Source organism: Pseudomonas sp. SORT22, from assembly GCF_018417635.1.
Taxonomy (GTDB): domain Bacteria; phylum Pseudomonadota; class Gammaproteobacteria; order Pseudomonadales; family Pseudomonadaceae; genus Aquipseudomonas.
In genome coordinates, this window is the sequence record NZ_CP071007.1 from 2,991,736 (window position 1) to 3,014,979 (window position 23,244).

Below are 23,244 nucleotides of genomic sequence, written 5' to 3' on the forward strand. Positions count from 1 at the left end.
CGTGAGTATCAGCCTTTCAGAATCGTCTGATACAGGCCGGGCCTGGGCCACGCCATCATCGGCGGATGAAATTCGAACGCAGCGTCTCGCCAGTACCCCGCAGGTTTATCGCCTCAATTGGTTTCCTCCTGGCCTTGGCCTGCGCCTGCGCACGGGCCGACATTACCTTCGACGGCTTTACCCGGTTCGTTTTCGAGGGCACGCAGAAGCAGTTGCCGCTGATTATCGTCAATCAGGGCAATGAGCCGGCGCTGGTGCAGGTCAAGCTCGGCTGGGGCGACAAGCAGGACAGCCGCGAGTTGCCCATGGCGGTGTCGAAACCCTTGTTGCTGATACCCGCCAACAGCAAGGCATCGATCGACATTCTCTATCAAGGGCAGGGCCTGCCTGATGACCGCGAGTCGTTGCTGATGCTGAAAGTGCTGCAGATTCCGAAAAAGACTGCCGACAGCAACGCCATGGCGATTGCCCTGCAGCACAACCTCAAGCTGTTCTATCGGCCACGATTGCCTGGCTCGGTCAAGGAGGCTGTGGAGCAGCTGCGCTGGTCTGCAAGCGCAGCCGGCAGCTATGAAGCGCGCAACGATTCGCCCTATTACCTGACCCTGACCGAAGTCGGTTTGCTTGACCATTCAGGCGCCGCCTGCGGCAAGGTCATTGATCATCTGATGATTGCCCCGTTTTCGACCTATTCATTGCCCGTAAGCGACTGCGACCGGCGCGTCGACCAGGTGGCCTACGCCTATATCAGCGACGCCGGGCTGGCCCATGCGCGTCGCAGCGAGCTGCAGTTGTGATTATTCCGGAAGGCGTTGCCATGTTGAGCAGACAGTTACTTTTTATTGGTGTTTTGTTTTTTCTGAGCATTCCTGACAGCTATGCGTTGAAATGCCAGAAGAGCAGTTCGGCGCTAATCAATGATACGACCACCATTACCGATACCACCGCCATTCCCAACTCGTTGCCTGCCGGCACCATTCTCTGGCGACAACCCACGCAATCCATCAGGGTTGAGTGTTGGGTGGACTTTGCGGGCAACCCTAGTGAAAATATTTACTTTTACATGAACCCGAACAGGGTCGATCTTGGCAAGGACATAGAAATCGGCGTCACTTACCAAGGCAAAGACTATTTGTATTCATCCTTAACCGGTGGAAAGCTGGACATCGGTTGGACTGTGGCCGGCTGTCCAAAAGGCGATACGTGCGGCTGGCAAAAAGAAAGCAAAGCCATGACCTACTCGTTGTTCTTCGTCAAGAAGTCGCCAGCAGGCGATAACAAGGAAGGGCCGATCACTTCACTTGCCAACTACCGGGCGTTCCAGTTTGACGGGGTTGGCGGTGTACGGCCCGGCGAGAGCTACAACGTCACCGTCAACGGCTTGAACAAATTTCGCTACCTGCCTTGCGAGTCGTCGATCAACATCCAGCCGAGTGTTATCAATTTCGGTGCGATCCGCACCTCAGGGGCCAAGGTCGGAGCAACGATCAAGGAGGTGCCGTTCACCATCACCGAACAGCGCACCTGCAATGCCGCCTATGGCCTGGGCGGATATCTGGAGCCGTTGACCGCGACGTTGAACACGGCCCAGGACACGCTGGTCCCGACCGACAACAAATCGGTGGGCATCAGCCTGATCAACGAAGACGATCAACGCGCGTTGTTTTTCAAGAAAGAGTTCTTGCTCACCCCCAAGACCACTTCGACCACCAACACCCATAACTTCCTGGCACGCCTTAAATGGATGACCGCAACGCCGACTTTTGGTCAGTTCAATGCCGGCGCGACCCTGGATATTTTCTACAAGTAGGCCGCAGCGCTGTTGTAGACTCGGCGCTTTGCCAGGGAGGCGCAGCGGTGTTTCGCTATCTTAGCTGGAGTGCACTTGCACTAATGACCGGCTGCAGCACGCAGCAGGCGCCGGTCATCGACGCGTCGTTGCTACCGGTGTATAGCCCGCAATTGCACACCAATACCTACGCACGCTGGGGTGAAGAGGGCGTGCAACGCATCAGCCGCGCCCAGCGCCAGGCGCTATACGCTATCGCCCGCCAGCCGGCCTGTGACCAGGTCACGTTTCTGGCCCTCACCGAGACCATGAGCCAGCCACCGGCAACCATCGTGACCTTCGTTGAATGCCGCAACCGCTGGCGCTTTTATATCGACCAGGATGCCCGTGTGCTCAGCAGCGAGCACCGTGGTTAGCTTTTCTTCCCTTTATGGATATGCCGATGTTCAAGATGAACGCACTGGTGCCGGAACTGATTGTCAGCGACCTGCAGCGCAGCCTTGGGTTTTACTGCGAGGTTGGCGGCTTTGCGCTGGAGTACCAACGCCCCGAGGACAAGTTCGCCTTCCTGTCGCTGGGCAACAGCCAGATCATGCTTGAGCAGGACTGGCACAGCGAATCGCCCTGGCGCGTCGGCCCGCTTGAGGCGCCTTTTGGCCGAGGCCTGAACCTGCAGATCCGCTGTGAAGATGCCACGGTACTGGCCGGCGCATTCGAGGCCGGCGGTTACCCGCTGCGGCGGGCGGTGGAAGATCATTGGTACCGCAGTGATGAGCGTGAGGCCGGCCAGCGCAATTTCCTTATTCAGGACCCGGATGGCTATTTGCTGCGCTTCTTCCAGGACCTCGGCTTTCGCCCCTGCCCATAAGGAAACACGCCGATGAACAAGCCCATCAAAGCCTGTGCGGTTCCGGGTAATGCACGCATCCACCTGCAACTGGCCGGCGCCGATTTCGTCGATGCGCAGCGGGCGCAGGTGGCAAACGCCGAGCGCACGGCGCTGGGCCATTTCTTGCGGTTGATGAGCAGCATGCCGGGCTGGATCGACAACCTGATGGTGCTGCGCAATCGCCTGGTTCGCCTGTGTGGCCTGAAAGACCTGGGGCGCTTGTCGAGGATCGACCTTGATCGCGAAGAAGGGTCTTACCGGGTCGATGAGCGCATTGGTATCTTCACCCTGGTCAGCAATAGCCCGGATGAAGTGCTGCTGGTCGATCGCGACAAGCACCTGGACGTTTACATCTCGTTGCTGCGCCTGCCCCTGGGCGCCGACAAGCGCCGCGAGATCGTGGTGTCCACCGTGGTGCACACGCACAATCGTCTCGGCCGCTTGTACATGTTGCCGGTCGCGCCGTTTCACCGCTTTATCGCACCCATTGCCCTCAGGCGCCTGGTCAACGCCAGCTAAGCGCTTGCGCTCAGACAAAACCCTGATCGGCAAAGCCGCGGGGCAAGCGCTGGCGACCGGGCAGGGCGCTCAGGCGCTCGACCCAGGCACTGCGCCAGTCGCTGGCGGCGTGCTGGGTGCTGGCCCTGCGTGCGCGTCGGGCGGCATTGCGCTGGTCTTTGCGTGCGGTCTTGAACGCATCGGTGTTGCGGCAGCTACGGCATTTGACCCGATTGAGTTCGCTGCTGGCGACCAGGTTTTTACCGTGGTGTCCGCAGGCCAGGTGGCCGGCGGTCTTGAAGTGAGTGACCATGGGGATCCTCCTCGGCACTGTTGCTCAACAACAGGCTCTAAGGGTTGGACCGCTTGGGCAGGGTCAGGTTCGGCGCCGCTAGAGGGTGACGATGGCCAGGGCCAGTTGCATGTCGCTCATCGGCCGTGGGCCGCTGCCGGCCCGGTATTCCTGCACCGCCCGTTCGAAGGCGACGCCACGTATGGCGCCGTCGGAGCCGACGAACGCGGTGGCGTCATCCTTGGCCGACTTGAACAGCGCCGGCGCACCGGTGGTGGTAATAAACGGGCTGGCCACGACGACGCTGACGCCAATTGCCACCACCATGGTGCTGCGTTCGATCGGGTTCTCGATCGGTTCACCGGCCCAGGCCGGCGTTGCCAGCCCCAGCACCACCAGCAGTGCTGCAATCTTGCCCACGTCCATGTTAATGCCGCTCCGTTACTTGAGAGGGGTGTTGCGTGAAACTGTGTGACGGTTGTATGACGGATAGCGGCGCATTTTCGTCACCGCCCAGCACAGCAGCAGGCCGGCGATCAGCAAGGCGCCGGCAAACCACAGGTTGAACAACAGGGCCCGGTGGAATTCTTCTGGCTGCAGGTCGGCGTAGTAGGTGATGTAGCCGGAGCCCGTGCGACCACCCCGGGGCATGCGGACCCAGCCGCGTTCCTGGTCTATCCAGTACGACAGGGTCAGCCATAAGGCGCCGGTCAGCGCGGCGACGGCCAGGGCCAGTACTCCCAGGTCGTTGCTATCCCACGGGCGAGAGTGTTTGCGCATAAGCGTCCTTGCTTGCGGGCCGTCCTCTGACGGCTGGAAAACCGCCAGCATAACAGCTGATGGCTAAAAGCCCGAAGTCTGGTGCTGCACGCTGAACTGCTTGCGAAACCACTCCTGGAGCATGGCCTTTTCGGCATACAGGCGGTCGCTGTCGGCGCGCCGGCCCGGGCGCTGCAGGTAGAACTTGTCGCTCACATGGGCATCGGCCTGGCTGACAACCTGGCCGGGTTGCGACAGGGCATAGTGCAGGTCGATACTGGGCCAGGTGACGTCACGCATGATCCGCACTGAATAGGCATTGGCCCGCCAGGGTTCATACTGGCCCGCCAGGTCGATATCGCGGATGTCGATGCGCAGGCTCTGGCCGGGCGCCAGGTAACGCTGGCCGAGCTTGACCAGGTAGGCGCTCAGTTCCTTCATCACATAGGCATCGGCACCGCGTGGGAATCCGTTGCTGTCGAGGCTGGCGTCGCGAAAGTGTTCGGGTTTGTCGAAGGTGACTTCGACGTTGGGCGTGGCCGCCGGTTGCGCCAGGCTGTTGCAGGCCAAAAGGCTCAAGGTGGCCAGGGTCAGGGCAGGGCGCATGATTCACCTCCAGGTGCAGCCTTGCGCAGTGTGCTGCACAGGCTTCATTGTACGCCTGTACGGATTGAAAACAGAGGAGTCGGCAGTGCGCAGGATCGAGCGGTTTACAGCCAACAGGCGCGGGCGGGACGTTGCCGTGGGCGATATCCATGGGCATTTTTCACGCCTGCAGGAGCGGCTGGCAGTTATTGGCTTCGATCCGACGGTAGACCGCCTGTTCAGCGTTGGCGACCTGGTCGACCGCGGCCCTGAGTGCCCGCAGGCCCTGGAGTGGCTGGCCAAGCCGTGGTTCCACGCGGTGCAGGGCAACCATGAAGCCTTGGCGATCACCCACGTTGATGGCGGCACCCTCGACTACAGCCAGTACCGCGCCGCCGGTGGCGGCTGGTTCCTGGCCCTGGACAGCGATGAACAGGCGCGCTTTGCCGAGCGCTTTCGGCGCCTGCCGCTGGCCCTTGAGGTGGAAACCGCAGACGGGCTGATCGCCCTGCTGCATGCCGATTGCCCGTTCCGCCACTGGTCGCAATTACGCGAGCTGCTGGTGAGCACGCCACCGAGCGAGGTCCAGGAAGTTTGCCAATGGTCGCGCAAGCGCCTGGCTGCTGGCGATGAGACGCCCGTTGAGGGGCTGCGGGCGCTGGTGGTCGGGCACACCCCGCAGCGTGAGGTGCGGGTGCTGGGTAATATCTGGCATATCGACACCGGCGGCTGGGCCAGCGGCCAGTTCAGCCTGCTCGATCTCGCCAGCCTCACCGTGCTCAACGCCAGGCCAGGTGAATGATTACCCCCAGCGCCAGCAACATCAGCACCACCCCCGACACCCGCTCAAGCCAGGGCAGCAGCCGGGCAAAGCGCCGGCGTACCCGCAGGTTGCCAATGGCCGCGGCCACCAGCACATCCCACAGCAGCACTGCGCTGAACATCCACAGGCCATACAGCCATTTCCAGCCAGCACTGGCCTGGCTGGCCGCGACCATGCTGGCCAGGCTGACATAGAACAGCGCGTTCTTCGGGTTGAGAATCCCCGACACAAAGCCCATCACCAGGCCCTGGAACCACGGGTTCTTTAGCAGTACAGGGGCATCGCCCACCGGAGTCAGGGCGCTGGCACCGGCATGGCGCAGGAACAGCACGCCCAGGTACAGCAAATAGGCGCAACCGGCCAACTGGATGAAGACAAACAGCGTGCTGTCCGGGCGCAGCGCCGACACTCCGGCAAAGGCCGCGACAATAAACACGCCATTGGCCAGGGCAATGCCCAGGCAGGCGCCGGTTGCCTTCAGCCAGCCGGCGCTCATGGAGGTGCGCGCGACCAGGAAAAAATCCGGGCCGGGTGACAGCAAGGCAAGAAAGTGCGCGGCGGCAATGAGTAAAAACTGCTCCATCGGTTTCGGACTTCTTCAGCAAGAGGGTTGCTGATTGTCCGTAGCGGCTGCAGCGCCTGTATTGAAGAAAATTGCGCGCTCAGCTGCGGTACAGGCCGGGCGTCACCCCGGTATGGGCCTTGAACACCCGCTGGAAGTGGCTCTGGTCGGCAAAACCCAGGCGGTAGGCAATGTCGGCCATGTCCTGGCCCTTGCGCAGCCACTGGCGGGCACGGTTGATGCGCAGGTTCAACTGCCAGGCATGGGGAGTGAGGCCGGTGGCGGCGCGAAACGCCCGGATCAGTTGGTAACGGCCCATGCCGGCGCTGCTCGCCAGTTCGCCCAGCGACAGGTTGCTGGCGTCTTCCTGGGCAAGGCGCTCGAGCAAGGGTTCGAGGCTGCGGTCAAGCGCCTGAGCTGTGGTGGCTGGCGCCTGATCATCATGATCATCATGATCACCGATGAACTCGATCAGCGCGGCCTCTTTCACACCGGCGCAGGACTCGGAGAACAGCAAGTCGTTGAGCCGGGTAAAGCGCTCATAGGTAGAAGGATTGCGGGTGATCTGCGCAGGCCTTGCCTGAACCTGCGGGGCCAGGGCCGACTCCAGGCGCAAGGCTTGCAGCCAGCCGGCGTCCAGGTGGAGCATCTGGTAGCTCCAGCTCAGCCCGGGTTCAGGGTTGCAGGCATGCACGCAGTGCGCCGGGACGAACACCAGGGTGCCGGGCAACAGGCGCGTTTGCCCTTTGCCTGCGCCGGTGAACACACTGCAGCCCTGATCGACCGCGCCAATCGAGAACGTTGGATGGCTGTGCGCTTTGTAGCAGGCACGGCTGTCGCAGGCGCGGCGGCTCTCGACAAAGGGCAGGGCCGGGTCACGCCAGAACAGGGTAGGGTTTTTGCCGGTTGCCCGCAGCATCACGTTAGCCTCAAAGGGGCGAAGCCTGCAGCTTATCCGCAATCCACCGGCTAAAACAAACGCCCCTCACGTTGCCGGGAGGGGCGTTTGCGCAAGCTCAGGCGAAATTACATGGACTGCAAGGCGATGCTGGCCGATTGCGAGTCTTGCGCACTATCGGCATCCATCCACACCCATTGGCTGCCATCGCCCTGCAGGGTATTGGTGATGCTCTGCAAGCTGGTTGGCAGGATGGTCACGACGCCAGCGGTCTTGGCGGTTGGCCCGATGGAGGTGATCTGGCCCGACAACAAGCCGTTGGAGGTTTCATTGATCACGTAGACGACGGCCTTTTCCTCGCGGAACTGGCAGGAGACGAACTGAGTGATCTTGCTGGCAATCGTCAGGCTCATCCATTTTGACGGTGGCACTGCGTAGTAGCGGCTGTACTTGCTGAACGGGTAGAGCTCGCCATTGGCCTGCAACGCCTGGTTGTTCAAGCCGGCGGTGTTGATCGGCATGCTGACGCTACCGAGCCAGATATCCACCTGGGCCAGGCCGCTGTTGGGGGCAATCGACACCGAGACTGTCTGGGTATCCGTACCCGAGACAAACCCTATTGAGGCAAGGCCGGCGTTGGCGGTGGTGCCAGGCACGGTGATCGGGCAAGGCGGCTGGCTGTTGCTCCAGTTCACATTGACCGTGGCGCTGGTCTGGTTCTGCGCCGAGTTGTAGATGAAGATCCCGTACAACTGCCCCGGGCTCAGGGTGGTGCAGGTGGCGGTATCGCCGGCATTGAGGGTAAGACGTTGGCCACCGTTCCAGTTGGTCTGGGTGGCGAGTACACCGATGCTTTCCATGGAAATGTCCTTTTCCTAGCGTTGACAGGGCAGGTGACGGTGCGCTGCGTTCCTGTGTGCAGCCTCCGTGCACCCGGGCACTCATGTGCCAGAGGGAGGTATAGCCAAGCCGAAGGTGAGTAATGATATTGTTTTGCTATCAGTGGTGGCGCGGGTTCAAGCGAATCGCTTTAGCCTCAAGCCAAGTGCTTGTTGCCAAAGGGGCAGGGTGCATTGCCAGGCACACAGTTTTTTCCCTCAGCTGTACCTTGACCCGGCAACTGTGTGCGCGGGAATCTTGTCGCTCCTGTCACCGGAGAGCCCCCATGGACCTGTCCACCCTCGCGCTGTTCATCCCGGCCTGTTTTGCCCTGAACATGGCCCCTGGCCCGAACAACCTGCTGTCACTGAACAACGCCAGCCGTTACGGCCTGCGCATTGCCTGTGTGGCAGGCATCGGCCGGTTGCTGGCCTTTGCCGGGATGATCGTGCTGGCAGCCATGGGCCTGGCAGTGGTGCTGCACACCAGCGAGTACCTGTTTTTGCTGGTCAAGGTGCTGGGCGCAGCCTACCTGTTCTACATCGCCTGGCAGCTGTGGCGCGCGCCAGTGGGCGAGGCGCTGGCGGCTGACGGCCAACGCCGCGGTGCCTTGCGCCTGGCGCGCCAGGAGTTCTGGGTGGCGGCGGGCAACCCGAAGGCGATCCTGATTTTCACCGCCTTCCTGCCGCAGTTTGTCAGCGTCGTCAGCCCGGTGCCGGTGGCCGAGCAGTTTGCCTGGCTGGGCGGGTTGTTCCTGCTGCTGGAGTGGCTGGCCATTGCCATCTACGCCTGGCTGGGTGCCTACCTGCAGCGCTGGTTCAGCCAGCCCGGGCCACGCCGGTTGTTCAACCGGGTCAGTGCCACGCTGCTGGGTTGCGCCGGCATCGGCTTGCTGGCAGCGCGGCGTGCCTAGTAGCTGATGCGTATTCCCAGGTTGGCACCGACGCGCTCCTGCTGGCGGCTGTCGAGGTTGCTGGCGTAGTCAATGCCCAGATGCACACTGAACTGCTTATGCAACTGCGCCACCAGTCCGGTGCCGACTTCAAGGGACGTTGAGCGATAATCGGTCCGGACCTGGTCGACACCGGCGAAGACCAGCGAGTCGTGCCCGCCATCGGCGTGCCAGATGTTGGTTTGCAGGTAAGCCTGCAGGGGCGTCGTGCCTGCTCGCAAGTTACCCTCAAGACGCAGCCCCAGGCGGCTGCTCACTTCGGTCCGGGTATCGAAACTGACCGTCGATACACCATCTTGCACCTTGTCCAGGCTGACCTTCTGCACCAGCACTTGTGCCTGGGGCTCCAGGCTCCATTGGTTGGACAAGGCAAACGGCCGGCCCACCTCCAGCGAGCTACCCCAGGCATGGCCGTCGAGGTCGATTTTTTCGCCGTCCTCCGAGCGCGCGCGGCCGTCCAGGTCGGTGTACTGCACGACCATATCGAGGTAACCGTGTTGCGGTCCGATCAGCGTCCAGTACACCCCGGCGCTGTCGCCATCGAGCCTGAGGTCACCGACCGGGCGATCCGCAAATCCCTGCGCATAGCCTTTGACATCACCGTTCAAACGGCTGTGGCCGACATAAACACCAATGTGCTGGCGGTAGTCTGCGGCGCTGGGCGAGGCAAACAGGTCCTGGCCTGCCTTGTAGCCATAAAGATTGCCATCCAGGCTGGGGTTCACCGAGCCGGACCAGCTTTGATGAAAGCTGTAGCCATGGGCTTGCGCCCAACTGGCGGCCAAGGCGCCCTGTTCAGTGAGCAGGCGCTGGTCGCCCTGGCGTTGATGGAAAGTACCGAGGTTGAATTGTCCGATCAACGCCGCGGCGCGAGGCGCAGCGGCATACAGTGAGGCCTGCGATCGGTACAGCGGGATGACCTGGCCGTGGATCGCCCGGGGCAGTTCGGCGAGTCCCGGGGCCGGTGCGGCCAAGGGCGGCGGGCGGCCGTCAGCAGGCGCGACCAGCGCCGAACTCAGGTACCAATTGTTCTCGCTGCCGGGCGTTATCCCTCCTTTGAACAGGCGATAGTCGAAAGCCCCGGCCGACAGGCGCTGGGTCTGGGTAAAGGCGGTATCGGTACTGGTTGCACCATTGGCGGCCTCGACCACCAGGATGCCGTCCTGGCGGGTCAGCCCGCCCGGGCCATGAAGATTGGTAACCAGCAGGGCGGTATCGCCAGAAATCGCCCCTTGGCTGATAACCAGGCGGTCGGAAGGCGAGTCGTCAGTGCCTAGTACGGTGTTCACCGCCAGCCTGCCTTCGTTGCCGAAATAATTGCCGATGACGGTCAGGCGCCCCTGGCCATCGCCGCTGTTGCGCAGGTCAACCAGGCCGGTGTTGCCCAGGCGCGCGTTCAGGCCGGCAGCAAAGGGCCGGATCACACCGGTGCTTGAGAACAGCGTGCTTTCTCTGCCGATGAATAGATCGCCCGTGCCGGTGGCAACATCGATCGGGCCTCCGCCGTCGCCGAGAACCAAGGTGTCGTTGAGTGTGTAGTGGCTGACGAAGCCAAGGCTGATGCTCTCCCAGTTGGTGTACAACGCTCCGTTTGTGGGAAAGCTGTTCTGGAAATGCAACTCATCGCGTGCAGCGCCGCCATTGAAGGGCACGAACAACTGCTCGGCCCGCAGGTTGACCATCAGCACCTGGTCGGTGGTGTCGCCCATGTCGACGCTGCCGTACAGTTGGCCGCCTTTCCAGTTGAAGTGATCGTTCTCGGGGCCGGTGGAAACGTTGCCGTGAATCTCGCCACCTTCGAAGGAAATCAGGTCGATACCCTTGCCGGTGATCAGGTTGCCGCCGAGCACAGTGCCGCGAAACACCAAAAAATCATGGCCATCACCGGTGATCAGATCGCCGTCGATGGACCCGCTGGTGAGCGCTACATCACCGTTGCCGGGCTGCAACTCTATGCGGCCGATACGCCCGCCCCGCAGGGCAACGCTATTACCGTTGGCAAAAGTGCCGACGATGTGGCCGCCGGTCATGATCAAAAGGTCCCGCCCGTCGCCCTGATCCAGCGACTGTACCGTACCGCCGCTCATGGTCAGGGTATCGGCCTGCGGGGTCTGCATGATGTCGCCGAAGACGTCGCCGTCGACCACGACGCGATCTTCGGCCTCGGCATCCAGGGCAAACGTCATCCAGGGAAGGACTCCCAAGGTCAAGAACAGTGGCACTCGCATCAGACCCGCTCCCTTGGTGACTGGCAACAAAGCGCGTTCAGTAACTCAGGCGCAACCCCAGGTTGGCGCCAACGTGCTCCTGCTGACGACTGTCCAGGTTGGTGGTGTAGTCGATACCCGCATGCACGCTGAGGTTCTTGTTCAGTTGCGCAACCAGGCCGGTGCCGACATTCAGGGAAGTGTAGTTGTAATCGGTCTTGACCTTGTCGACATGATCGTACGTCTGCGTGTCGCGGCCTCCGTTGCCACTCCAGAAATCCGTGGTTACATAAGGCTGCAAGTGCACTCCGGCGGATTTGAACTTGCCTTCCAGACGCATGCCCAGGCGCGCACTCACCTCGGTCTGGGTGTCGAAGCTAACGTAGCTGACACTGTCGTTGGCGCTGTCCAACGAGACTTTCTGGGCGATGAGTTGTGCCTGCGGCTCCAGGGTCCAGTACGACCACAGGGCAAATGGGTAGCCGGCCTCCAATGACGCTGTCCAGGCGTGACCGTTGAGGTCGAGCTTGTCGCCGCGATCGGATTTGGCCCGGCCGTCGAGGTCGGAGTACTGCACCACGGCATCGACATACCATTGCAGCGCGCCGATCAGGGTCCAGTAGGCGCCGACGCTGTCGCTGTCGAGTTTCAGGTCGCCGACCTTGTTGTCTTCAAAGCCCAGGGCGAAGCCTTTGACATCGCCGTGCAGGCGGCTGTGCCCGACATACACGCCGACATGCTGGCGCAGGCCGTCATCGTTGAGCCAGGCCCACAGGTCCTGGCCGACCTTGAAACCGTACAGGCTGCCGTCCAGGCTTGGGCTGACGGTGCCTGACCAGCTTTGATGGAAACTGTCGCCATAGGCCTGGCCCCAGCTGGCCGATAACGCGCCGTCCTGGTTCAGCAGGCTCTGGTCGCCCTGACGTTGGTGAAAGGTGCCCAGCGCGGCGCGGGCAATCAACGCCGCAGCGCGAGGCGCGGCGGCGTAGGTGGCCACCTCCGGACGGTACAGCGGGATGCTCTCGCCAGGCACCGGCGGTGGCGGCAAGTCAGGCTGGCCGGGAGCAGGGCCTGGGGTGGGGGGCGGGATCACCACCACGGGGTCAACGGGGGTGACCGGATCGACAGGTGTTACAGGGTCAACGGGTGTCACCGGATCAACCGGGTCAACTGGTGTTACCGGGTCAGGCCCGGGCAGTGGAACCGGCGCAACTACAGTGGAGCGCAGGTACCAGCCATTGATGCTGTCGCGTGTCACCCCGCCTTTGAACAGGCGATAGTCAAACGCCCCGGCCGACAACACACGGGTCTGGACGAAGGCGGTGTTGCTGCTGGTGGCGCCGTTTTTGGCTTCAACCACCTGGATGCCATTCTGGCTGGTCACCGCACCGGCGCCGCCGAAGTTGGTGATTTGCAAGTTGGTGCTACCGGAGATCGTCCCCCCGCTGACCACCAGCCGATCAGACGGCGCACCATCGCCGGCCAGTACGCTGTTGAGCTTGAGGGTGCCGCCGTTACCGCTGTAGTTGCCATTGATGGTCAACCGGCCTTGGGCGTCGCCGCCGCTGCTCAGGTCGATTAGCCCGTTGTTGTTAACCGTCAGCAGCTGGCCAGCGGTGAAGGGGCTGATCACCCCGGTACGCGAGACCAGCGAACTGCTGGCGTCGATGTCAAGGCGGGTGGGCGCGGCAACGGCACTGGCATCGCCCAGGGTCAGGGTGTTATCCAGTTTGAACAGGCTGGCGTTGATCAGGCTGACCGACTCCCAATTGATATAACGGTCGCCCCCCACCGGCTGGCTGTTGTTGAAGGTCAGGCTGTCGATGCCGGCCCCACCGTTGACGGTGATGTTCAGCAGCGTGCTGCCCAGGCCTTCGAGCGCGGCTACATCATCGTCACCGCCCATGTCGACGCTGCCGCGAATGATGCCGCCTTGCCATTTGAGCGAGTCATTGCCAAAGCTCGCCAGCAGGTTGCCCTGCAGCGTGCCGCCGGTAATCACGAAGACATCGGTGCCGCCACTGGTGCTGATGTTGCCGCCGATGAACCCGGCGTTGAGGAAGATCTGGTCATTGCCAAAGCCGGTAACCAGGTTGCCGACGATGGTGCCGCCGGACATGCTGAAAATGTTGTTGTCCAGCTTCATGTCGACCCGGCCGATGCTGCCGCCAGAGAAGAATGCGATGTCGCCGTCTTCGAAGGCACCGATGATCTGCCCCAGTGACATGTTGAAGGTATCGCGGCCATCGCCCTGGGCAAGGGATTGCAGGGTGCCGCCGGTCATCAGGAAGTCATCGACCAAGGGTGTCTGCACGACCACACCGAGGGTATCGCCTGGCCCGACCACCAGGTTCTGGGCCAGGGCAGCAAAAGGTAGGGCGCTGAGTACCGCGATAAGCGAAATTCGCATCAGGCAGGCTCCATATCTTCCAGGCATTGGCCCACTGGCTGTCCAGCCACCTTGTTAGTACCGGACGGGTCTTGCTTTGCAGGTATAGAGCAATCCGCAATATCGGCAACTGACAAAAATGCTAGGTGGCGAATGGCCGCTACCGTCCGCCGGTCGGTAAAAGCGCCAGGTGCTTATAGTGAAAGGGTCTGATTCGCCTGGGAAATATGGCCTAGTCTTGGGGCTGGACCGGGCAACACGGAACCGCTGTCCGCCACCTGCCAAGGAGATGTACCGATGCTCTCGACCCTGGAGTTGCGCAACATCATAGAAAGCAGTTTTTTACCCACCCGCTGCCAATGCACCCTGGCTGCCGACCGCTCGTTGACCGTGCGGGTGTTCGACCGCAGCTGTGAGCGGGTCGACTTGCTGGTGACCGGCATCAGTGCCGAGCAACTGACCAGCAGCCGGGCGATTTCCACCCTGATCGTCGGCCTGCGCAATGACCTTGAAGACCAGCGCAGTCAACGCTTGCAACGGCGTCGCGACAGCCTTTAATCGCGGTAGAACACCTGCACCAGGTGATAGCCGAACTTGCTCTTGATCGGGCCGTGCACGGTGCGCAGTGGCTTTTTGAAAATCACCTGGTCGATGGCGCCGACCATCTGCCCCGGGCGCACTTCGCCCAGGTCGCCACCGCGCTTGCCGGACGGGCAGGTGGAGTACTTCTTGGCCAGCACATCGAACGCCTCGCCCTTGGCGATGCGTTGCTTGAGCTGTTCGGCCTCTTCAGCGGTCTTGACCAGAATGTGCCGGGCCTGTGCTTTCATCTGAACCTACCTTCACAACGGGTAAAAACCGCGCATTATGCCTGATCGCGCAGCGCTTGGCGGTCACGAAATTGCTCGAGGGCTTCGGGGGTGGCCAGGGCGTCGGTGCCGGCGAAAGGCATACAGTACCTGTTTGCACCGCACCGCCGCTCCCACAGGGCTGTTATTCAAGCAGCAGCGCTTTATTCCACTGTAGCTTTTTTCACTTTGTTCGAAGCCGACCACACGCGGTAGCGCACTTCAACACCTTCCGGCACATACACCACCACCGGCAGCTTGCTGTTGTAGCGCAGCAGGAAACCGTCGCCAACCACCGGCACGAACGCCTGTTTCTTCTTGCCGTCCGGGCAGGCCATCAGGGTCGAGGCCGGGCCCGAGACTTTTTCCAGGCGGTAGTAGTTGTAGCCCCAGCCTTGCAGGGTTTGTTCTTCGAGGTTGCCGCCCAGGTGCTGGCGGTTGCAGTCGACTTCCAGCTGTTTGCCAGCCAGCACTTCGAGTTTGTAGGCCGACTCGTCAGCCTGTTTTGGCAGGTGGATCACCTGGCGGCTAAAGCCTTTTTCGGCCTCGGGGTAGGGCGCTACATCCTTGAGGCTGGCAGCTTGTACCGAAGTAGCGGCCGCCAGGGTCAGGGTGAACAACGCGGTGAGGGAGCGTGGGCGCATAAGGCCTCCTTGCAGATAAAAAAACACGATGCCGCAGCCAGGGTGCAAGGCTGCCCGTCATTGGGCCAGCCAGCCGCCATCGATGTTCCAGGCAGCGCCACGAACCTGACTGCCAGCCTCGCTACAGAGGAACAATACCAGCTCACCCAGGTGTTCGGGAGTGACAAAGGCCAACGACGGCTGCTTCTCGGCCAGCAAGTCGTGCTGGGCCTGCTGCGGATCGACTCCGCTGGCGGTGCGATCATCGATCTGTTTCTGCACCAGCGGCGTCAGTACCCAGCCGGGGCAAATGGCGTTGCAGGTGATGTTGCTGGTGGCGGTTTCCAGCCCGACCACCTTGGTCAGGCCGACCACCCCGTGCTTGGCGGCGACATAAGCGGCCTTGCCGGTGGAGCCGACCTGGCCGTGCACCGAGGCGATGTTGACGATCCGTCCCCAGTTGCGCGCACGCATGCCCGGCAGCACCAGGCGGGTGCCGTGGAACACTGCCGAGAGGTTGACGGCGATGATCGAATCCCAGCGTTCCACCGGGAAGTCTTCGACCGCTGCCACATGCTGGATGCCGGCATTGTTGACGAGGATATCGACGCCGCCGAACTCGCGTTCTGCATAGGCGAACAGGTCTTCGATCTGCGCCACATCGCTAAGGTCGGCTGGGTGATGGCCGACCCGGGTGCCGTGGCGGGCGACTTCGGCAGTCGCCGCGCGGGCATCGCCAAAGCCATTGAGGATCAAATTGGCCCCGGCCTTGGCCAGTACCTGGGCAATGCCCAGGCCGATGCCGCTGGTGGAGCCGGTGACGACTGCTGTCTTGCCATTGAGACTCATGAGGTGCTCCTTAGACGATACCGGTGGCATAGAACGTAGCAATCACCACGAACACTGCCAGGGTCTTGATCAGGGTAATGCCGAAAATATCCTTGTAGGCCTCGCGGTGGGTCAGGCCGGTGACCGCCAGCAGGGTAATTACCGCGCCGTTGTGCGGCAGGGTGTCCATGCCGCCGCTGGCCATGGCCGCGACCCGGTGAAGCACTTCAAGGGGGATGTTGGCCGCATTGGCGGCGGCGATGAAGCTGTCGGACATCGCTGCCAGGGCGATGCTCATACCACCGGACGCGGAGCCGGTGATACCGGCCAGCAAGGTCACGGTAATCGCTTCATTGACCAGCGGATTGGGGATCGCCTTGAGCGCGTCGGCCAGCACCAGAAAGCCCGGCAGCGAGGCAATCACCGCACCAAAGCCATATTCGGACGCGGTGTTCATCGCCGCCAGCAAGGCGCCGCTGACCGCGCTTTTGCTGCCCTCGGCCAGGCGGCTCTTGATCGCGCCAAAGCCTGCCACCAGCACCAGCAGGATGCCCAGCAGCAAGGCCGCTTCCACCGCCCAGATCGCCGTGAGTTTGGCGATGTCGGTTTGCACCGGCGCGCTCATGCCCGCCAGGCTCAAGGTGTGGGTCTTGCCGTACCAGGCCGGAATCCAGTGGGTGAACAGCAGGTTCATCACCCCTACCAGCAGCAGTGGCGACAGTGCCAGCAGCGGGTTGGGCAGCTTGAGGTCGGCGGCGGTTTCCGGCTCGTTGCGCAGCTCGCTGCCGTAGCCTTCACCGGCGCGCTGGGCCTTGTTGCGCTGGCGCTGCAGGTAGAGCATGCCGGTGCAGAACACGAACAGCGTACCGATCAGGCCCAGCCAGGGCGCGGCCCAGGCGGTGGTGTTGAAGAAGGTACTGGGGATGATGTTCTGGATCTGCGGGGTGCCGGGCAGCGCATCCATGGTGAACGAAAACGCGCCCAGGGCAATGGTTGCCGGGATCAGGCGCTTGGGGATGTTGCTCTGGCGGAACATCTCGGCGGCAAACGGGTACACCGCAAACACCACCACAAACAGCGACACGCCGCCGTAGGTGAGCAGGGCGCAGACCAGCACGATCACCAGCATGGCCTGGCGGGTGCCAAGCAGGCGGATGGCGGCGGCGACGATCGAGCGCGAAAAACCCGACAGCTCGATCAGCTTGCCGAACACCGCACCGAGCAAGAACACCGGAAAGTACAGCTTGATAAAACCGACCATTTTTTCCATGAACACCCCGGTAAAGGCCGGGGCGACTGCCGAAGGGTCGGTCAACAGCACCGCGCCGAGGGCGGCGATGGGGGCGAAGAGGATAACGCTATAACCACGGTAGGCAGCCAGCATCAGCAGCGCCAGGGCTGCCAGGGCGATGATCACACTCATCGAGTGTCTCCTTGGGTGCATCTTGTTTTTGTTGGTCAGGAGGCGATAGCGGGAATCGTGCCAACTCTTTAAGCTGTTGATTTATATAGATATAGTTTGTTTTTTTGAGATGAAAGTCTCTGAATTGAGATTGAACGGTTCGCGGGGCAAGCCCGCTCCTGCCGTCGGACATCTTCCCGGTGGGAGCGGGCTTGCCCCGCGATAACAATCTCAAAAAAGAAACACATATCTCTTTATTGAGACTTAATCCCCAGCGCCACCAGTTTCTTGTACAGCGTCGAGCGCCCCAACCCCAGCTGCCGCGCCGCTTCCGGTACATTCCCGGCACAGCGCGCCAGGGTGTTTTCGAGTAACTGCCGCTCAAAATCGGCACACGCCTGTTTATAGCTCAACGTGGCGGCTTCAACCGGCAGCGGCGCCAGGTCGCCCAGCGCCGCCTGAACATCGCCCAGCCCCAGGCGCGCTTGATCGGCCAGCAAGGTCGCCCGTTCCAGCACATTGCGCAGCTCGCGGATATTGCCCGGCCAGGCATGCCGGGCCAGCAGCGCCTGGGCGTCATCGTCCAGCTCGTGCTGGCTGCCCAGCTCTTCAAGAATCGCCTCGCTCAACGCTGGCAAATCCTCCAGGCGTTCACGCAGCGGCGGCACCTGGATCGGCAGCACGTTCAAGCGGTAGTACAGGTCGGCGCGAAACTCGCCACGGGCCATGGCCGCCTGCAGGTCGGTGGAGGTGGCGGCAATGATCCGCACATCGCTGTGGATCATCTGGTTGGAGCCGACCGGCTCGTATTCCTTCTCTTGCAAGACGCGCAGCAGCTTGCTTTGCAGCGGCAAGGGCATGTCACCGATTTCATCGAGAAACAGCGTGCCACCCTCGGCAATCTGCAGTTTGCCCGGGCGGCCCTTGCGCTCGGCGCCGGTAAAGGCGCCCGGGGCGGTGCCGAAGAACTCGGCTTCGAGCAGCGTCTCCGGGATTGCGGCGCTGTTGATGCTGACAAAGGCCTTGTGCGCCCGCGGCGAAGCGGCATGAATGGCATGGGCCAGTAGCTCTTTGCCGGTGCCGGTTTCGCCCAGCAGCAACACCGGTGAGTCACTGCTGGCGCCACGCCGGGCGCGGCGCTTGACTTCAAGGCTGGCGGCGCTGGTGCCGATGAACTGAGCGAAGCTGTACTTGGCCTGGCGGGCGCGCAGCAACGAACGGGTCGAGGCCAGTTCCTGCTGCATGCTGGCGTAGCGCTTGAGCAGCGGCGAGAGGCTGCGCAGCTCGTCGAACAGGGCAAAACCGATAGCGCCGATCAGCGTGCCGGCGGCGTCGTGCACCGGCAGGCGCATGACCACCAGCGGCTCCTTGGGGGTGTCGAGCATGTCCAGCAGGATCGGCCGGCCATTGCTCAGCACCTCGCGCATCAGGCTGCCGGGAATAATGCTCTCGCACGGTTGGCCGATGGCGCTGCTGGCGTCTTCAAGGCCAAAGCGCCGGGCGTAGCGCTGGTTCATCCAGACAATGCGCGCATCGCGGTCGACGATGATCGTGCCTTCGCTGGACTGCTCGATGATCTCGAACAGCGAACGAATCGCCAGCAGGCGCACCTGCTGATAGTCCTTGAGGCTGTCACTGTCCTGCATGGGCCGCTCCGCCGGGTTAAAGGCTGCGATTATGCCCGTGGATCGAAGGCTTCGCGCAAGGCATCGCCAATGAACACCAACAGCGACAATATCAATGCCAGGGCAAAGAACGCGGTAAAGCCCAGCCACGGTGCCTGCAAATGCTGCTTGCCCTGGGTCACCAACTCGCCCAGCGAAGCGCTGCCGGCGGGCATGCCGAAACCGAGAAAATCCAGGGCGGTGAGGGTGGTGATGGCGCCGGTGAGAATAAACGGCAGGTAGGTCAGGGTGGCGTTCATGGCGTTGGGCAAAATGTGCCGCAGGATCACCCAGCGGTCAGGCAGGCCCAGGGCACGGGCGGCCAGCACGTACTCGAGGTTGCGCCCACGCAGGAACTCGGCGCGCACCACGTCCACCAGCGCCAGCCAGGAAAACAGCGCCATGATCCCCAGCAACCACCAGAAGTTCGGCTCGACAAAGCCGCTGAGGATGATCAGCAGGTACAACACTGGCAGCCCCGACCAGACCTCCAGCAAGCGCTGGCCGATCAGGTCGACCCAACCACCGTGGTAGCCCTGCAAGGCGCCGGCGGCGATGCCGATCAGGGTGCTGATCAGCGTCAGCGCCAGGGCAAACAGAATCGACACCCGAGTGCCATACAGCACCCGCGCCAGTACATCGCGGGCCTGGTCGTCGGTACCCAGCCAGTTGACCGCCGACGGCGGGCTGGGGGCGGGCACCAGCAAATCGTAGTTCGGGGTGTCGGCGCTGAACGGCACCGGTGCAAACAGCATCCAGCCGCCCTGGCCCTCGATCAGCTGGCGTACGTACTGGCTGCGGTAGTCCGGCTGGAATGGCAGCTGCCCGCCAAACTGCTGCTCGCTGTAACGTTTGAATGCCGGGTAATACAACTGGCCCTGGTAGCTCAACAGCAATGGCTTGTCGTTGGCCACCAGCTCCGCGCCCAGGCTCACCAGCAGCAACAAGGCAAACAGCCACAGCGAAATCCAGCCACGGCGGTTGCGCCGAAAGCGTTGCAGGCGCCTGCGCGATACCGGCGACAGGCTGAACATCAGTGCGCCCTCGTGGCAAAGTCGATGCGCGGGTCGACCAGGGTGTAGCACAGGTCACCGATCAGGCGCACCAGCAGGCCGAACAGGGTAAAGATGAACAGCGAGCCGAACACCACCGGATAATCCCGCGCCACCGCCGCCTCGTAGCTCATGCGCCCCAGGCCGTCGAGGGAGAAGATCACCTCGATCAGCAGCGAGCCGGCAAAGAACACGCTGATCAACGCCTGGGGAATGCCGGCCACCACCAGCAGGATGGCGTTGCGAAACACATGCCCGTACAGCACCCGCTGCTCGCTCAGGCCCTTGGCCCGGGCGGTGATCACGTACTGGCGGGTGATCTCGTTGAGAAAGGCATTCTTGGTCAGCAGGGTCAGGGTGGCAAAGCCGCCAATTACCAGCGCGCCCACCGGCAGCACCAGGTGCCAGAAGTAATCAGCGATCTTGCCCAACAGGCTGAGCTGGTCGAAGTCTTCCGAGACCAGCCCGCGCACCGGAAACCAGTTCAGCGAGGTGCCGCCGGCAAACAGCACGATCAGCAGCAGGGCGAACAGGAACGAGGGCAGGGCGTAGCCAATGACGATCAGGCTGCTGCTCCAGGCATCGAACGCGGTGCCGTGGCGCACCGCCTTGCGGATCCCCAACGGGATCGACACCAAGTAGGTGATCAGTGTGGCCCAGAAACCCAGCGACAGGGTCACCGGCATCTTCTCAAGGATCAGGTCGGTGACCTTGGCGCCGCGAAAAAAGCTTGAGCCGAAGTCCAGCCGGGCGTACTGGCTGAGCATCAGCCACAGGCGCTCGGGCGCCGACTTGTCGAAACCGTACTGGCGCTTGATGTCCTCCAGCAGCTTGGGGTCCAGGCCACGGCTGGCCCTGGAGCTTGCGTGCAGGGTTTCGCTGCTGGCCCCCGGCGCACCGCCGCCGATCCCCTGCAGGCGCGCTACCGCTTGTTCCACCGGGCCGCCGGGGGCAGCCTGGACGATGACGAAATTGACCAGCAGGATAATCAGCAAGGTCGGGATGATCAGCAGCAGACGGCGCAGGATGTAGCCGATCATGGCCGGCTCCCCAGGCGCTCGGCCATCTGCGCGTTGGTCAGCGGTGTCGGGCTGACTTGCCACCAGCTGTCCAGGCCTTCGTCGTTGCTCGGCTGCACCTTGGGCAGGCCGAAGCGGTTCCACCACACGGTAGATGAGCCGGGTGGGTAATAGTTGGGAATCCAGTAGTAGTTCCAGCTCAGCACACGGTCCAGGGCATGGGCATGGCGCAGCATGTCGGCCTTGGTTTCGGCCTTGACCAGGCCGTCGAGCAAGCGGTCCACGGCCGGGTCCTGGAGCACCATGTAGTTGTTCGAGCCGGGGTCGCTGGCCGCCGCCGAACCAAAATAGTTGTACAGCTCAAGCCCGGGCGACGGCGACACCGGGTAGCCGGTGACGATCAGGTCGTAGTCGCGGGCCATCAGCCGGTTGACGTATTGCGAGGCGTCGATGCGGCGGATCTCCAGGGTGATGCCGATCTGCGCCAGGTTGCGCTTCCACGGCAGCAGCAAGCGTTCGAAACCGGCCTGGCCGTTGAGGAAGGTAAAGCTCAGCGGTTCACCCTGGGCATTGACCAGTTGATCACCGCGCGGCTGCCAGCCTGCCGCTTCGAGCAGTTCGAGGGCTTGTAGCTGCTGGTCACGGATCAGCCCCGAGCCGTCGCTGCGCGGCGCTTCGAACACCTGGCTGAAGACCTCGTCGGGTACCTGCCCGCGCAACGGTTCCAGCAGTTTGAGCTCCTGGGCGTCGGGCAGGTTGCGCGCGGCCAGTTCGGTATTGGCGAAAAAGCTCTGCTGGCGAATGTACAGGTTGCGCATCATCTGCCGGTTGCTCCACTCGAAGTCCCACAGCAGGCCCAGCGCCTGGCGCACCCGGCGGTCCTTGAACACCGGGCGTTGCAGGTTGAAGACAAAGCCCTGGGCGGTTTGCGGGGCGTCCTTGGCCAGGTGCGCGCGCTGCAGGCGGCCATCGTCCAGCGCCGGGCTGGCGTAACCGAGGGTATAGGCGGTGGCAGAGAACTCGCGGTTGTAGTCGAAGCCGCCGCCGCGCAGCACCTGGCGCGCCACTTCGGTGTCGCCAAAGTACTCGATGCGCACCTGGTCGAAGTTGTAACGGCCACGGTTGACCGGCAGGTCGCGCCCCCACCAGCTCTTGTTACGCTCGAAGGTGATGCTGCGGCCGTTGTCGACCCGCCCGACGCTGTACGGGCCGCTGCCCAGCGGCGCCTCGAAGCCTGCGCCATTGGCGAAATCGCGGTCTTTCCACCAGTGTTCGGGCAGCACCGGCAGGGTCGCCAGGTCCAGAGGCAAGGTGCGGTTCTGGTTGTTCTTGAAGTAAAAGATGATCTGCCGCGGGTTTTCGACCTTTACCTCAGAGACATCGGCGAACTGGGTGCGGTACTTGAGACTGCCGGCGCGCATCAACAGCGCGAAGGTGTAGCGCACATCCTCGGCGCGGATCGGCTGGCCATCGGCAAAGCGCGCACGCGGGTCAAGATAGAAGCGCAGCCACAGCCCCTGCGGATCACGCTCAAGCTTTTGCGCCACCAGCCCGTACACCGTATAGGGTTCATCCTGGGAGCGCACCGCCAGCGGCGAATACAGCCAGCCATCGACCTCGGCAACGCCGATGCCCTTGTCGATGTAGGGAATGATGTGGTCGAACTGGCCGATTTCTATGGCCGAGCGGCGCAGGCTACCGCCTTTGGGCGCATCGGGGTTGGCGTAGCGCAAGTGCTGGAAGCTGGACGGATAGCGCGGTGCTTCGCCGTATACCGTCAGGGCGTGGACCGGCGCTGGCGTGGCAGCGCATGACCAGGCAAGGGCCAGGCCGAAGACGAACAACAAGAAGGGGAAGGGAGCAATTCGCAAGCGCCTGACCACCTGAACCACGACTGTGGCTGAAGCTTAGCAGGTCACTTGCGCGAGCAAACCGGCCCTGGAGGCCGGCTTGCAGAGTAGCGATCAGTCCTGACGGCTGGTCACTTCCAGCAGGTGATAACCGAACTGGGTCTTCACCGGGCCTTGCACGGTGTTGACCGGCGCGCTGAACACCACGGTGTCGAACTCCTTGACCATCTGGCCCGGGCCGAACGAGCCCAGGTCGCCGCCCTGGCGGCTCGATGGGCAGGTGGAGTTGGCTTTGGCGACTTCGGCGAAATCGGCGCCGGCTTCGATCTGGGCTTTGAGTTCGTTGCACTTGTCTTCGGTGGCAACCAGGATGTGACGGGCAGTGGCTTTGGCCATGGGAGTGGCTCCTTGGGGTAAAACGTAAAGCCTAACGTAA

General features: G+C 62.5%; 26 protein-coding genes. 8 read left to right on the forward strand and 18 right to left on the reverse strand.

Features of this window, described 5'->3' with window-relative positions:
- The first annotated feature begins 65 nt into the window (after positions 1-65).
- From JYG36_RS13825 to JYG36_RS13845, 5 genes are all read left to right on the forward strand, one after another.
- Positions 66-797: a fimbrial biogenesis chaperone gene (locus tag JYG36_RS13825; protein ID WP_213601166.1), complete on the forward strand. Its 732-nt coding sequence runs from the start codon at positions 66-68 to the stop codon at positions 795-797.
- A gap of 20 nt (positions 798-817) precedes the next feature.
- Entirely contained in the window at positions 818-1,810 is a 993-nt protein-coding gene (locus JYG36_RS13830; protein WP_213601168.1) for a fimbrial protein, read from the forward strand.
- A gap of 83 nt (positions 1,811-1,893) precedes the next feature.
- Positions 1,894-2,205, forward strand: a complete 312-nt coding sequence (locus JYG36_RS13835) for a hypothetical protein (protein ID WP_093382659.1) — start codon at positions 1,894-1,896, stop codon at positions 2,203-2,205.
- A 26-nt stretch (positions 2,206-2,231) separates the two neighbouring features.
- Positions 2,232-2,657, forward strand: coding sequence for a bleomycin resistance protein (locus tag JYG36_RS13840; RefSeq protein WP_093382662.1), 426 nt, complete (start codon positions 2,232-2,234; stop codon positions 2,655-2,657).
- Between the two features lie 12 nt (positions 2,658-2,669).
- Positions 2,670-3,197, forward strand: coding sequence for a DUF2867 domain-containing protein (locus JYG36_RS13845; RefSeq protein WP_093382665.1), 528 nt, complete (start codon positions 2,670-2,672; stop codon positions 3,195-3,197).
- Positions 3,198-3,207: 10 nt separating this feature from the next.
- Here JYG36_RS13845 and JYG36_RS13850 read toward each other — a convergent pair whose 3' ends face one another.
- From JYG36_RS13850 to JYG36_RS13865, 4 genes are all read right to left on the reverse strand, one after another.
- The gene (locus tag JYG36_RS13850) at positions 3,208-3,489 is read right to left on the reverse strand and encodes a hypothetical protein (protein ID WP_213601170.1); all 282 of its coding nucleotides are present in this window, start codon (positions 3,487-3,489) and stop codon (positions 3,208-3,210) included.
- A 78-nt stretch (positions 3,490-3,567) separates the two neighbouring features.
- Positions 3,568-3,894, reverse strand: coding sequence for a DUF2388 domain-containing protein (locus tag JYG36_RS13855; RefSeq protein WP_045201922.1), 327 nt, complete (start codon positions 3,892-3,894; stop codon positions 3,568-3,570).
- A 15-nt stretch (positions 3,895-3,909) separates the two neighbouring features.
- Positions 3,910-4,248: a hypothetical protein gene (locus JYG36_RS13860; RefSeq protein WP_195884134.1), complete on the reverse strand. Its 339-nt coding sequence runs from the start codon at positions 4,246-4,248 to the stop codon at positions 3,910-3,912.
- A gap of 63 nt (positions 4,249-4,311) precedes the next feature.
- Positions 4,312-4,833 (reverse strand): DUF3016 domain-containing protein, encoded by a 522-nt coding sequence (locus tag JYG36_RS13865; protein WP_093382668.1) that lies wholly within the window; start codon positions 4,831-4,833, stop codon positions 4,312-4,314.
- 85 nt (positions 4,834-4,918) lie between these two features.
- Between JYG36_RS13865 and JYG36_RS13870 the strand changes: the two genes are divergently transcribed.
- A complete protein-coding gene (locus tag JYG36_RS13870; RefSeq protein ID WP_249744349.1) occupies positions 4,919-5,614 on the forward strand; it encodes a metallophosphoesterase in 696 nt (231 codons plus the stop codon).
- Here JYG36_RS13870 and JYG36_RS13875 read toward each other — a convergent pair.
- The 3 genes from JYG36_RS13875 to JYG36_RS13885 all read right to left on the reverse strand — a co-directional run bounded on the left by JYG36_RS13875 (position 5,592) and on the right by JYG36_RS13885 (position 7,955).
- A complete protein-coding gene (locus tag JYG36_RS13875) occupies positions 5,592-6,218 on the reverse strand; it encodes a LysE family translocator (RefSeq protein ID WP_213601172.1) in 627 nt (208 codons plus the stop codon). The two genes, JYG36_RS13870 and JYG36_RS13875, sit on opposite strands and share 23 nt — an antisense overlap.
- A 79-nt stretch (positions 6,219-6,297) precedes the next feature.
- Positions 6,298-7,116, reverse strand: a complete 819-nt coding sequence (locus tag JYG36_RS13880) for an AraC family transcriptional regulator (protein ID WP_213601174.1) — start codon at positions 7,114-7,116, stop codon at positions 6,298-6,300.
- 107 nt (positions 7,117-7,223) lie between these two features.
- Positions 7,224-7,955 (reverse strand): hypothetical protein, encoded by a 732-nt coding sequence (locus JYG36_RS13885; RefSeq protein WP_045201935.1) that lies wholly within the window; start codon positions 7,953-7,955, stop codon positions 7,224-7,226.
- Positions 7,956-8,260: 305 nt separating this feature from the next.
- Between JYG36_RS13885 and JYG36_RS13890 the strand changes: the two genes are divergently transcribed.
- On the forward strand, positions 8,261-8,887 hold the full coding sequence (locus JYG36_RS13890) for a LysE family translocator (protein ID WP_213601176.1): 627 nt from the start codon (positions 8,261-8,263) through the stop codon (positions 8,885-8,887).
- Here JYG36_RS13890 and JYG36_RS13895 read toward each other — a convergent pair.
- Positions 8,884-11,112, reverse strand: a complete 2,229-nt coding sequence (locus JYG36_RS13895) for an autotransporter family protein (protein WP_249744350.1) — start codon at positions 11,110-11,112, stop codon at positions 8,884-8,886. The genes JYG36_RS13890 and JYG36_RS13895 overlap by 4 nt on opposite strands.
- 79 nt (positions 11,113-11,191) lie before the next feature.
- Positions 11,192-13,543, reverse strand: a complete 2,352-nt coding sequence (locus JYG36_RS13900) for an autotransporter family protein (RefSeq protein ID WP_213601179.1) — start codon at positions 13,541-13,543, stop codon at positions 11,192-11,194.
- 276 nt (positions 13,544-13,819) lie between these two features.
- Here JYG36_RS13900 and JYG36_RS13905 point away from each other — a divergent pair, with 276 nt between their 5' ends.
- Positions 13,820-14,080 carry a DUF1652 domain-containing protein gene (locus JYG36_RS13905; RefSeq protein WP_213601181.1) on the forward strand — a complete coding sequence of 87 codons (261 nt, stop codon included), beginning with the start codon at positions 13,820-13,822 and terminating at the stop codon, positions 14,078-14,080.
- Here the strand turns inward: JYG36_RS13905 and JYG36_RS13910 are convergent.
- The 9 genes from JYG36_RS13910 to JYG36_RS13950 form a co-directional block, all read right to left on the reverse strand.
- On the reverse strand, positions 14,077-14,352 hold the full coding sequence (locus tag JYG36_RS13910; protein ID WP_007932676.1) for a peptidylprolyl isomerase: 276 nt from the start codon (positions 14,350-14,352) through the stop codon (positions 14,077-14,079). The two genes, JYG36_RS13905 and JYG36_RS13910, sit on opposite strands and share 4 nt — an antisense overlap.
- A 182-nt stretch (positions 14,353-14,534) precedes the next feature.
- Positions 14,535-15,014: a serine protease inhibitor ecotin gene (gene eco, locus JYG36_RS13915; protein ID WP_093382690.1), complete on the reverse strand. Its 480-nt coding sequence runs from the start codon at positions 15,012-15,014 to the stop codon at positions 14,535-14,537.
- A gap of 57 nt (positions 15,015-15,071) precedes the next feature.
- On the reverse strand, positions 15,072-15,842 hold the full coding sequence (gene hbdH / locus JYG36_RS13920; RefSeq protein ID WP_213601183.1) for a 3-hydroxybutyrate dehydrogenase: 771 nt from the start codon (positions 15,840-15,842) through the stop codon (positions 15,072-15,074).
- Positions 15,843-15,852: 10 nt separating this feature from the next.
- Positions 15,853-17,244, reverse strand: coding sequence for a GntP family permease (locus JYG36_RS13925; protein WP_045201951.1), 1,392 nt, complete (start codon positions 17,242-17,244; stop codon positions 15,853-15,855).
- Positions 17,245-17,477: 233 nt separating this feature from the next.
- Entirely contained in the window at positions 17,478-18,869 is a 1,392-nt protein-coding gene (locus JYG36_RS13930) for a sigma-54 interaction domain-containing protein (protein ID WP_093382698.1), read from the reverse strand.
- Positions 18,870-18,898: 29 nt separating this feature from the next.
- The gene (locus JYG36_RS13935) at positions 18,899-19,921 is read right to left on the reverse strand and encodes an ABC transporter permease (protein ID WP_045201955.1); all 1,023 of its coding nucleotides are present in this window, start codon (positions 19,919-19,921) and stop codon (positions 18,899-18,901) included.
- Complete coding sequence (locus JYG36_RS13940; RefSeq protein ID WP_213601185.1) at positions 19,921-20,979, reverse strand: microcin C ABC transporter permease YejB; 1,059 nt, start codon at positions 20,977-20,979, stop codon at positions 19,921-19,923. The genes JYG36_RS13935 and JYG36_RS13940 overlap by 1 nt, the downstream gene beginning before the upstream one ends.
- Complete coding sequence (locus JYG36_RS13945) at positions 20,976-22,829, reverse strand: extracellular solute-binding protein (RefSeq protein ID WP_213601186.1); 1,854 nt, start codon at positions 22,827-22,829, stop codon at positions 20,976-20,978. Before JYG36_RS13945 ends, JYG36_RS13940 begins: the two co-directional genes overlap by 4 nt.
- A 93-nt stretch (positions 22,830-22,922) precedes the next feature.
- Positions 22,923-23,204 carry a peptidylprolyl isomerase gene (locus JYG36_RS13950; RefSeq protein WP_045201958.1) on the reverse strand — a complete coding sequence of 94 codons (282 nt, stop codon included), beginning with the start codon at positions 23,202-23,204 and terminating at the stop codon, positions 22,923-22,925.
- Positions 23,205-23,244: the final 40 nt, after the last annotated feature.

Coding starts and splice junctions, on each gene's coding strand:
- JYG36_RS13825 (WP_213601166.1), top strand. CDS start 66: ATGAAATTCGAACGCAGCGTCTCGCCAGTACCCCGCAGGTTTATCGCC.
- JYG36_RS13830 (WP_213601168.1), top strand. CDS start 818: ATGTTGAGCAGACAGTTACTTTTTATTGGTGTTTTGTTTTTTCTGAGC.
- JYG36_RS13835 (WP_093382659.1), top strand. CDS start 1,894: ATGACCGGCTGCAGCACGCAGCAGGCGCCGGTCATCGACGCGTCGTTG.
- JYG36_RS13840 (WP_093382662.1), top strand. CDS start 2,232: ATGTTCAAGATGAACGCACTGGTGCCGGAACTGATTGTCAGCGACCTG.
- JYG36_RS13845 (WP_093382665.1), top strand. CDS start 2,670: ATGAACAAGCCCATCAAAGCCTGTGCGGTTCCGGGTAATGCACGCATC.
- JYG36_RS13850 (WP_213601170.1), bottom strand. CDS start 3,489: ATGGTCACTCACTTCAAGACCGCCGGCCACCTGGCCTGCGGACACCAC.
- JYG36_RS13855 (WP_045201922.1), bottom strand. CDS start 3,894: ATGGACGTGGGCAAGATTGCAGCACTGCTGGTGGTGCTGGGGCTGGCA.
- JYG36_RS13860 (WP_195884134.1), bottom strand. CDS start 4,248: ATGCGCAAACACTCTCGCCCGTGGGATAGCAACGACCTGGGAGTACTG.
- JYG36_RS13865 (WP_093382668.1), bottom strand. CDS start 4,833: ATGCGCCCTGCCCTGACCCTGGCCACCTTGAGCCTTTTGGCCTGCAAC.
- JYG36_RS13875 (WP_213601172.1), bottom strand. CDS start 6,218: ATGGAGCAGTTTTTACTCATTGCCGCCGCGCACTTTCTTGCCTTGCTG.
- JYG36_RS13880 (WP_213601174.1), bottom strand. CDS start 7,116: ATGCTGCGGGCAACCGGCAAAAACCCTACCCTGTTCTGGCGTGACCCG.
- JYG36_RS13885 (WP_045201935.1), bottom strand. CDS start 7,955: ATGGAAAGCATCGGTGTACTCGCCACCCAGACCAACTGGAACGGTGGC.
- JYG36_RS13890 (WP_213601176.1), top strand. CDS start 8,261: ATGGACCTGTCCACCCTCGCGCTGTTCATCCCGGCCTGTTTTGCCCTG.
- JYG36_RS13895 (WP_249744350.1), bottom strand. CDS start 11,112: ATGACGTTTGCCCTGGATGCCGAGGCCGAAGATCGCGTCGTGGTCGAC.
- JYG36_RS13900 (WP_213601179.1), bottom strand. CDS start 13,543: ATGCGAATTTCGCTTATCGCGGTACTCAGCGCCCTACCTTTTGCTGCC.
- JYG36_RS13905 (WP_213601181.1), top strand. CDS start 13,820: ATGCTCTCGACCCTGGAGTTGCGCAACATCATAGAAAGCAGTTTTTTA.
- JYG36_RS13910 (WP_007932676.1), bottom strand. CDS start 14,352: ATGAAAGCACAGGCCCGGCACATTCTGGTCAAGACCGCTGAAGAGGCC.
- eco (WP_093382690.1), bottom strand. CDS start 15,014: ATGCGCCCACGCTCCCTCACCGCGTTGTTCACCCTGACCCTGGCGGCC.
- hbdH (WP_213601183.1), bottom strand. CDS start 15,842: ATGAGTCTCAATGGCAAGACAGCAGTCGTCACCGGCTCCACCAGCGGC.
- JYG36_RS13925 (WP_045201951.1), bottom strand. CDS start 17,244: ATGAGTGTGATCATCGCCCTGGCAGCCCTGGCGCTGCTGATGCTGGCT.
- JYG36_RS13930 (WP_093382698.1), bottom strand. CDS start 18,869: ATGCAGGACAGTGACAGCCTCAAGGACTATCAGCAGGTGCGCCTGCTG.
- JYG36_RS13935 (WP_045201955.1), bottom strand. CDS start 19,921: ATGTTCAGCCTGTCGCCGGTATCGCGCAGGCGCCTGCAACGCTTTCGG.
- JYG36_RS13940 (WP_213601185.1), bottom strand. CDS start 20,979: ATGATCGGCTACATCCTGCGCCGTCTGCTGCTGATCATCCCGACCTTG.
- JYG36_RS13950 (WP_045201958.1), bottom strand. CDS start 23,204: ATGGCCAAAGCCACTGCCCGTCACATCCTGGTTGCCACCGAAGACAAG.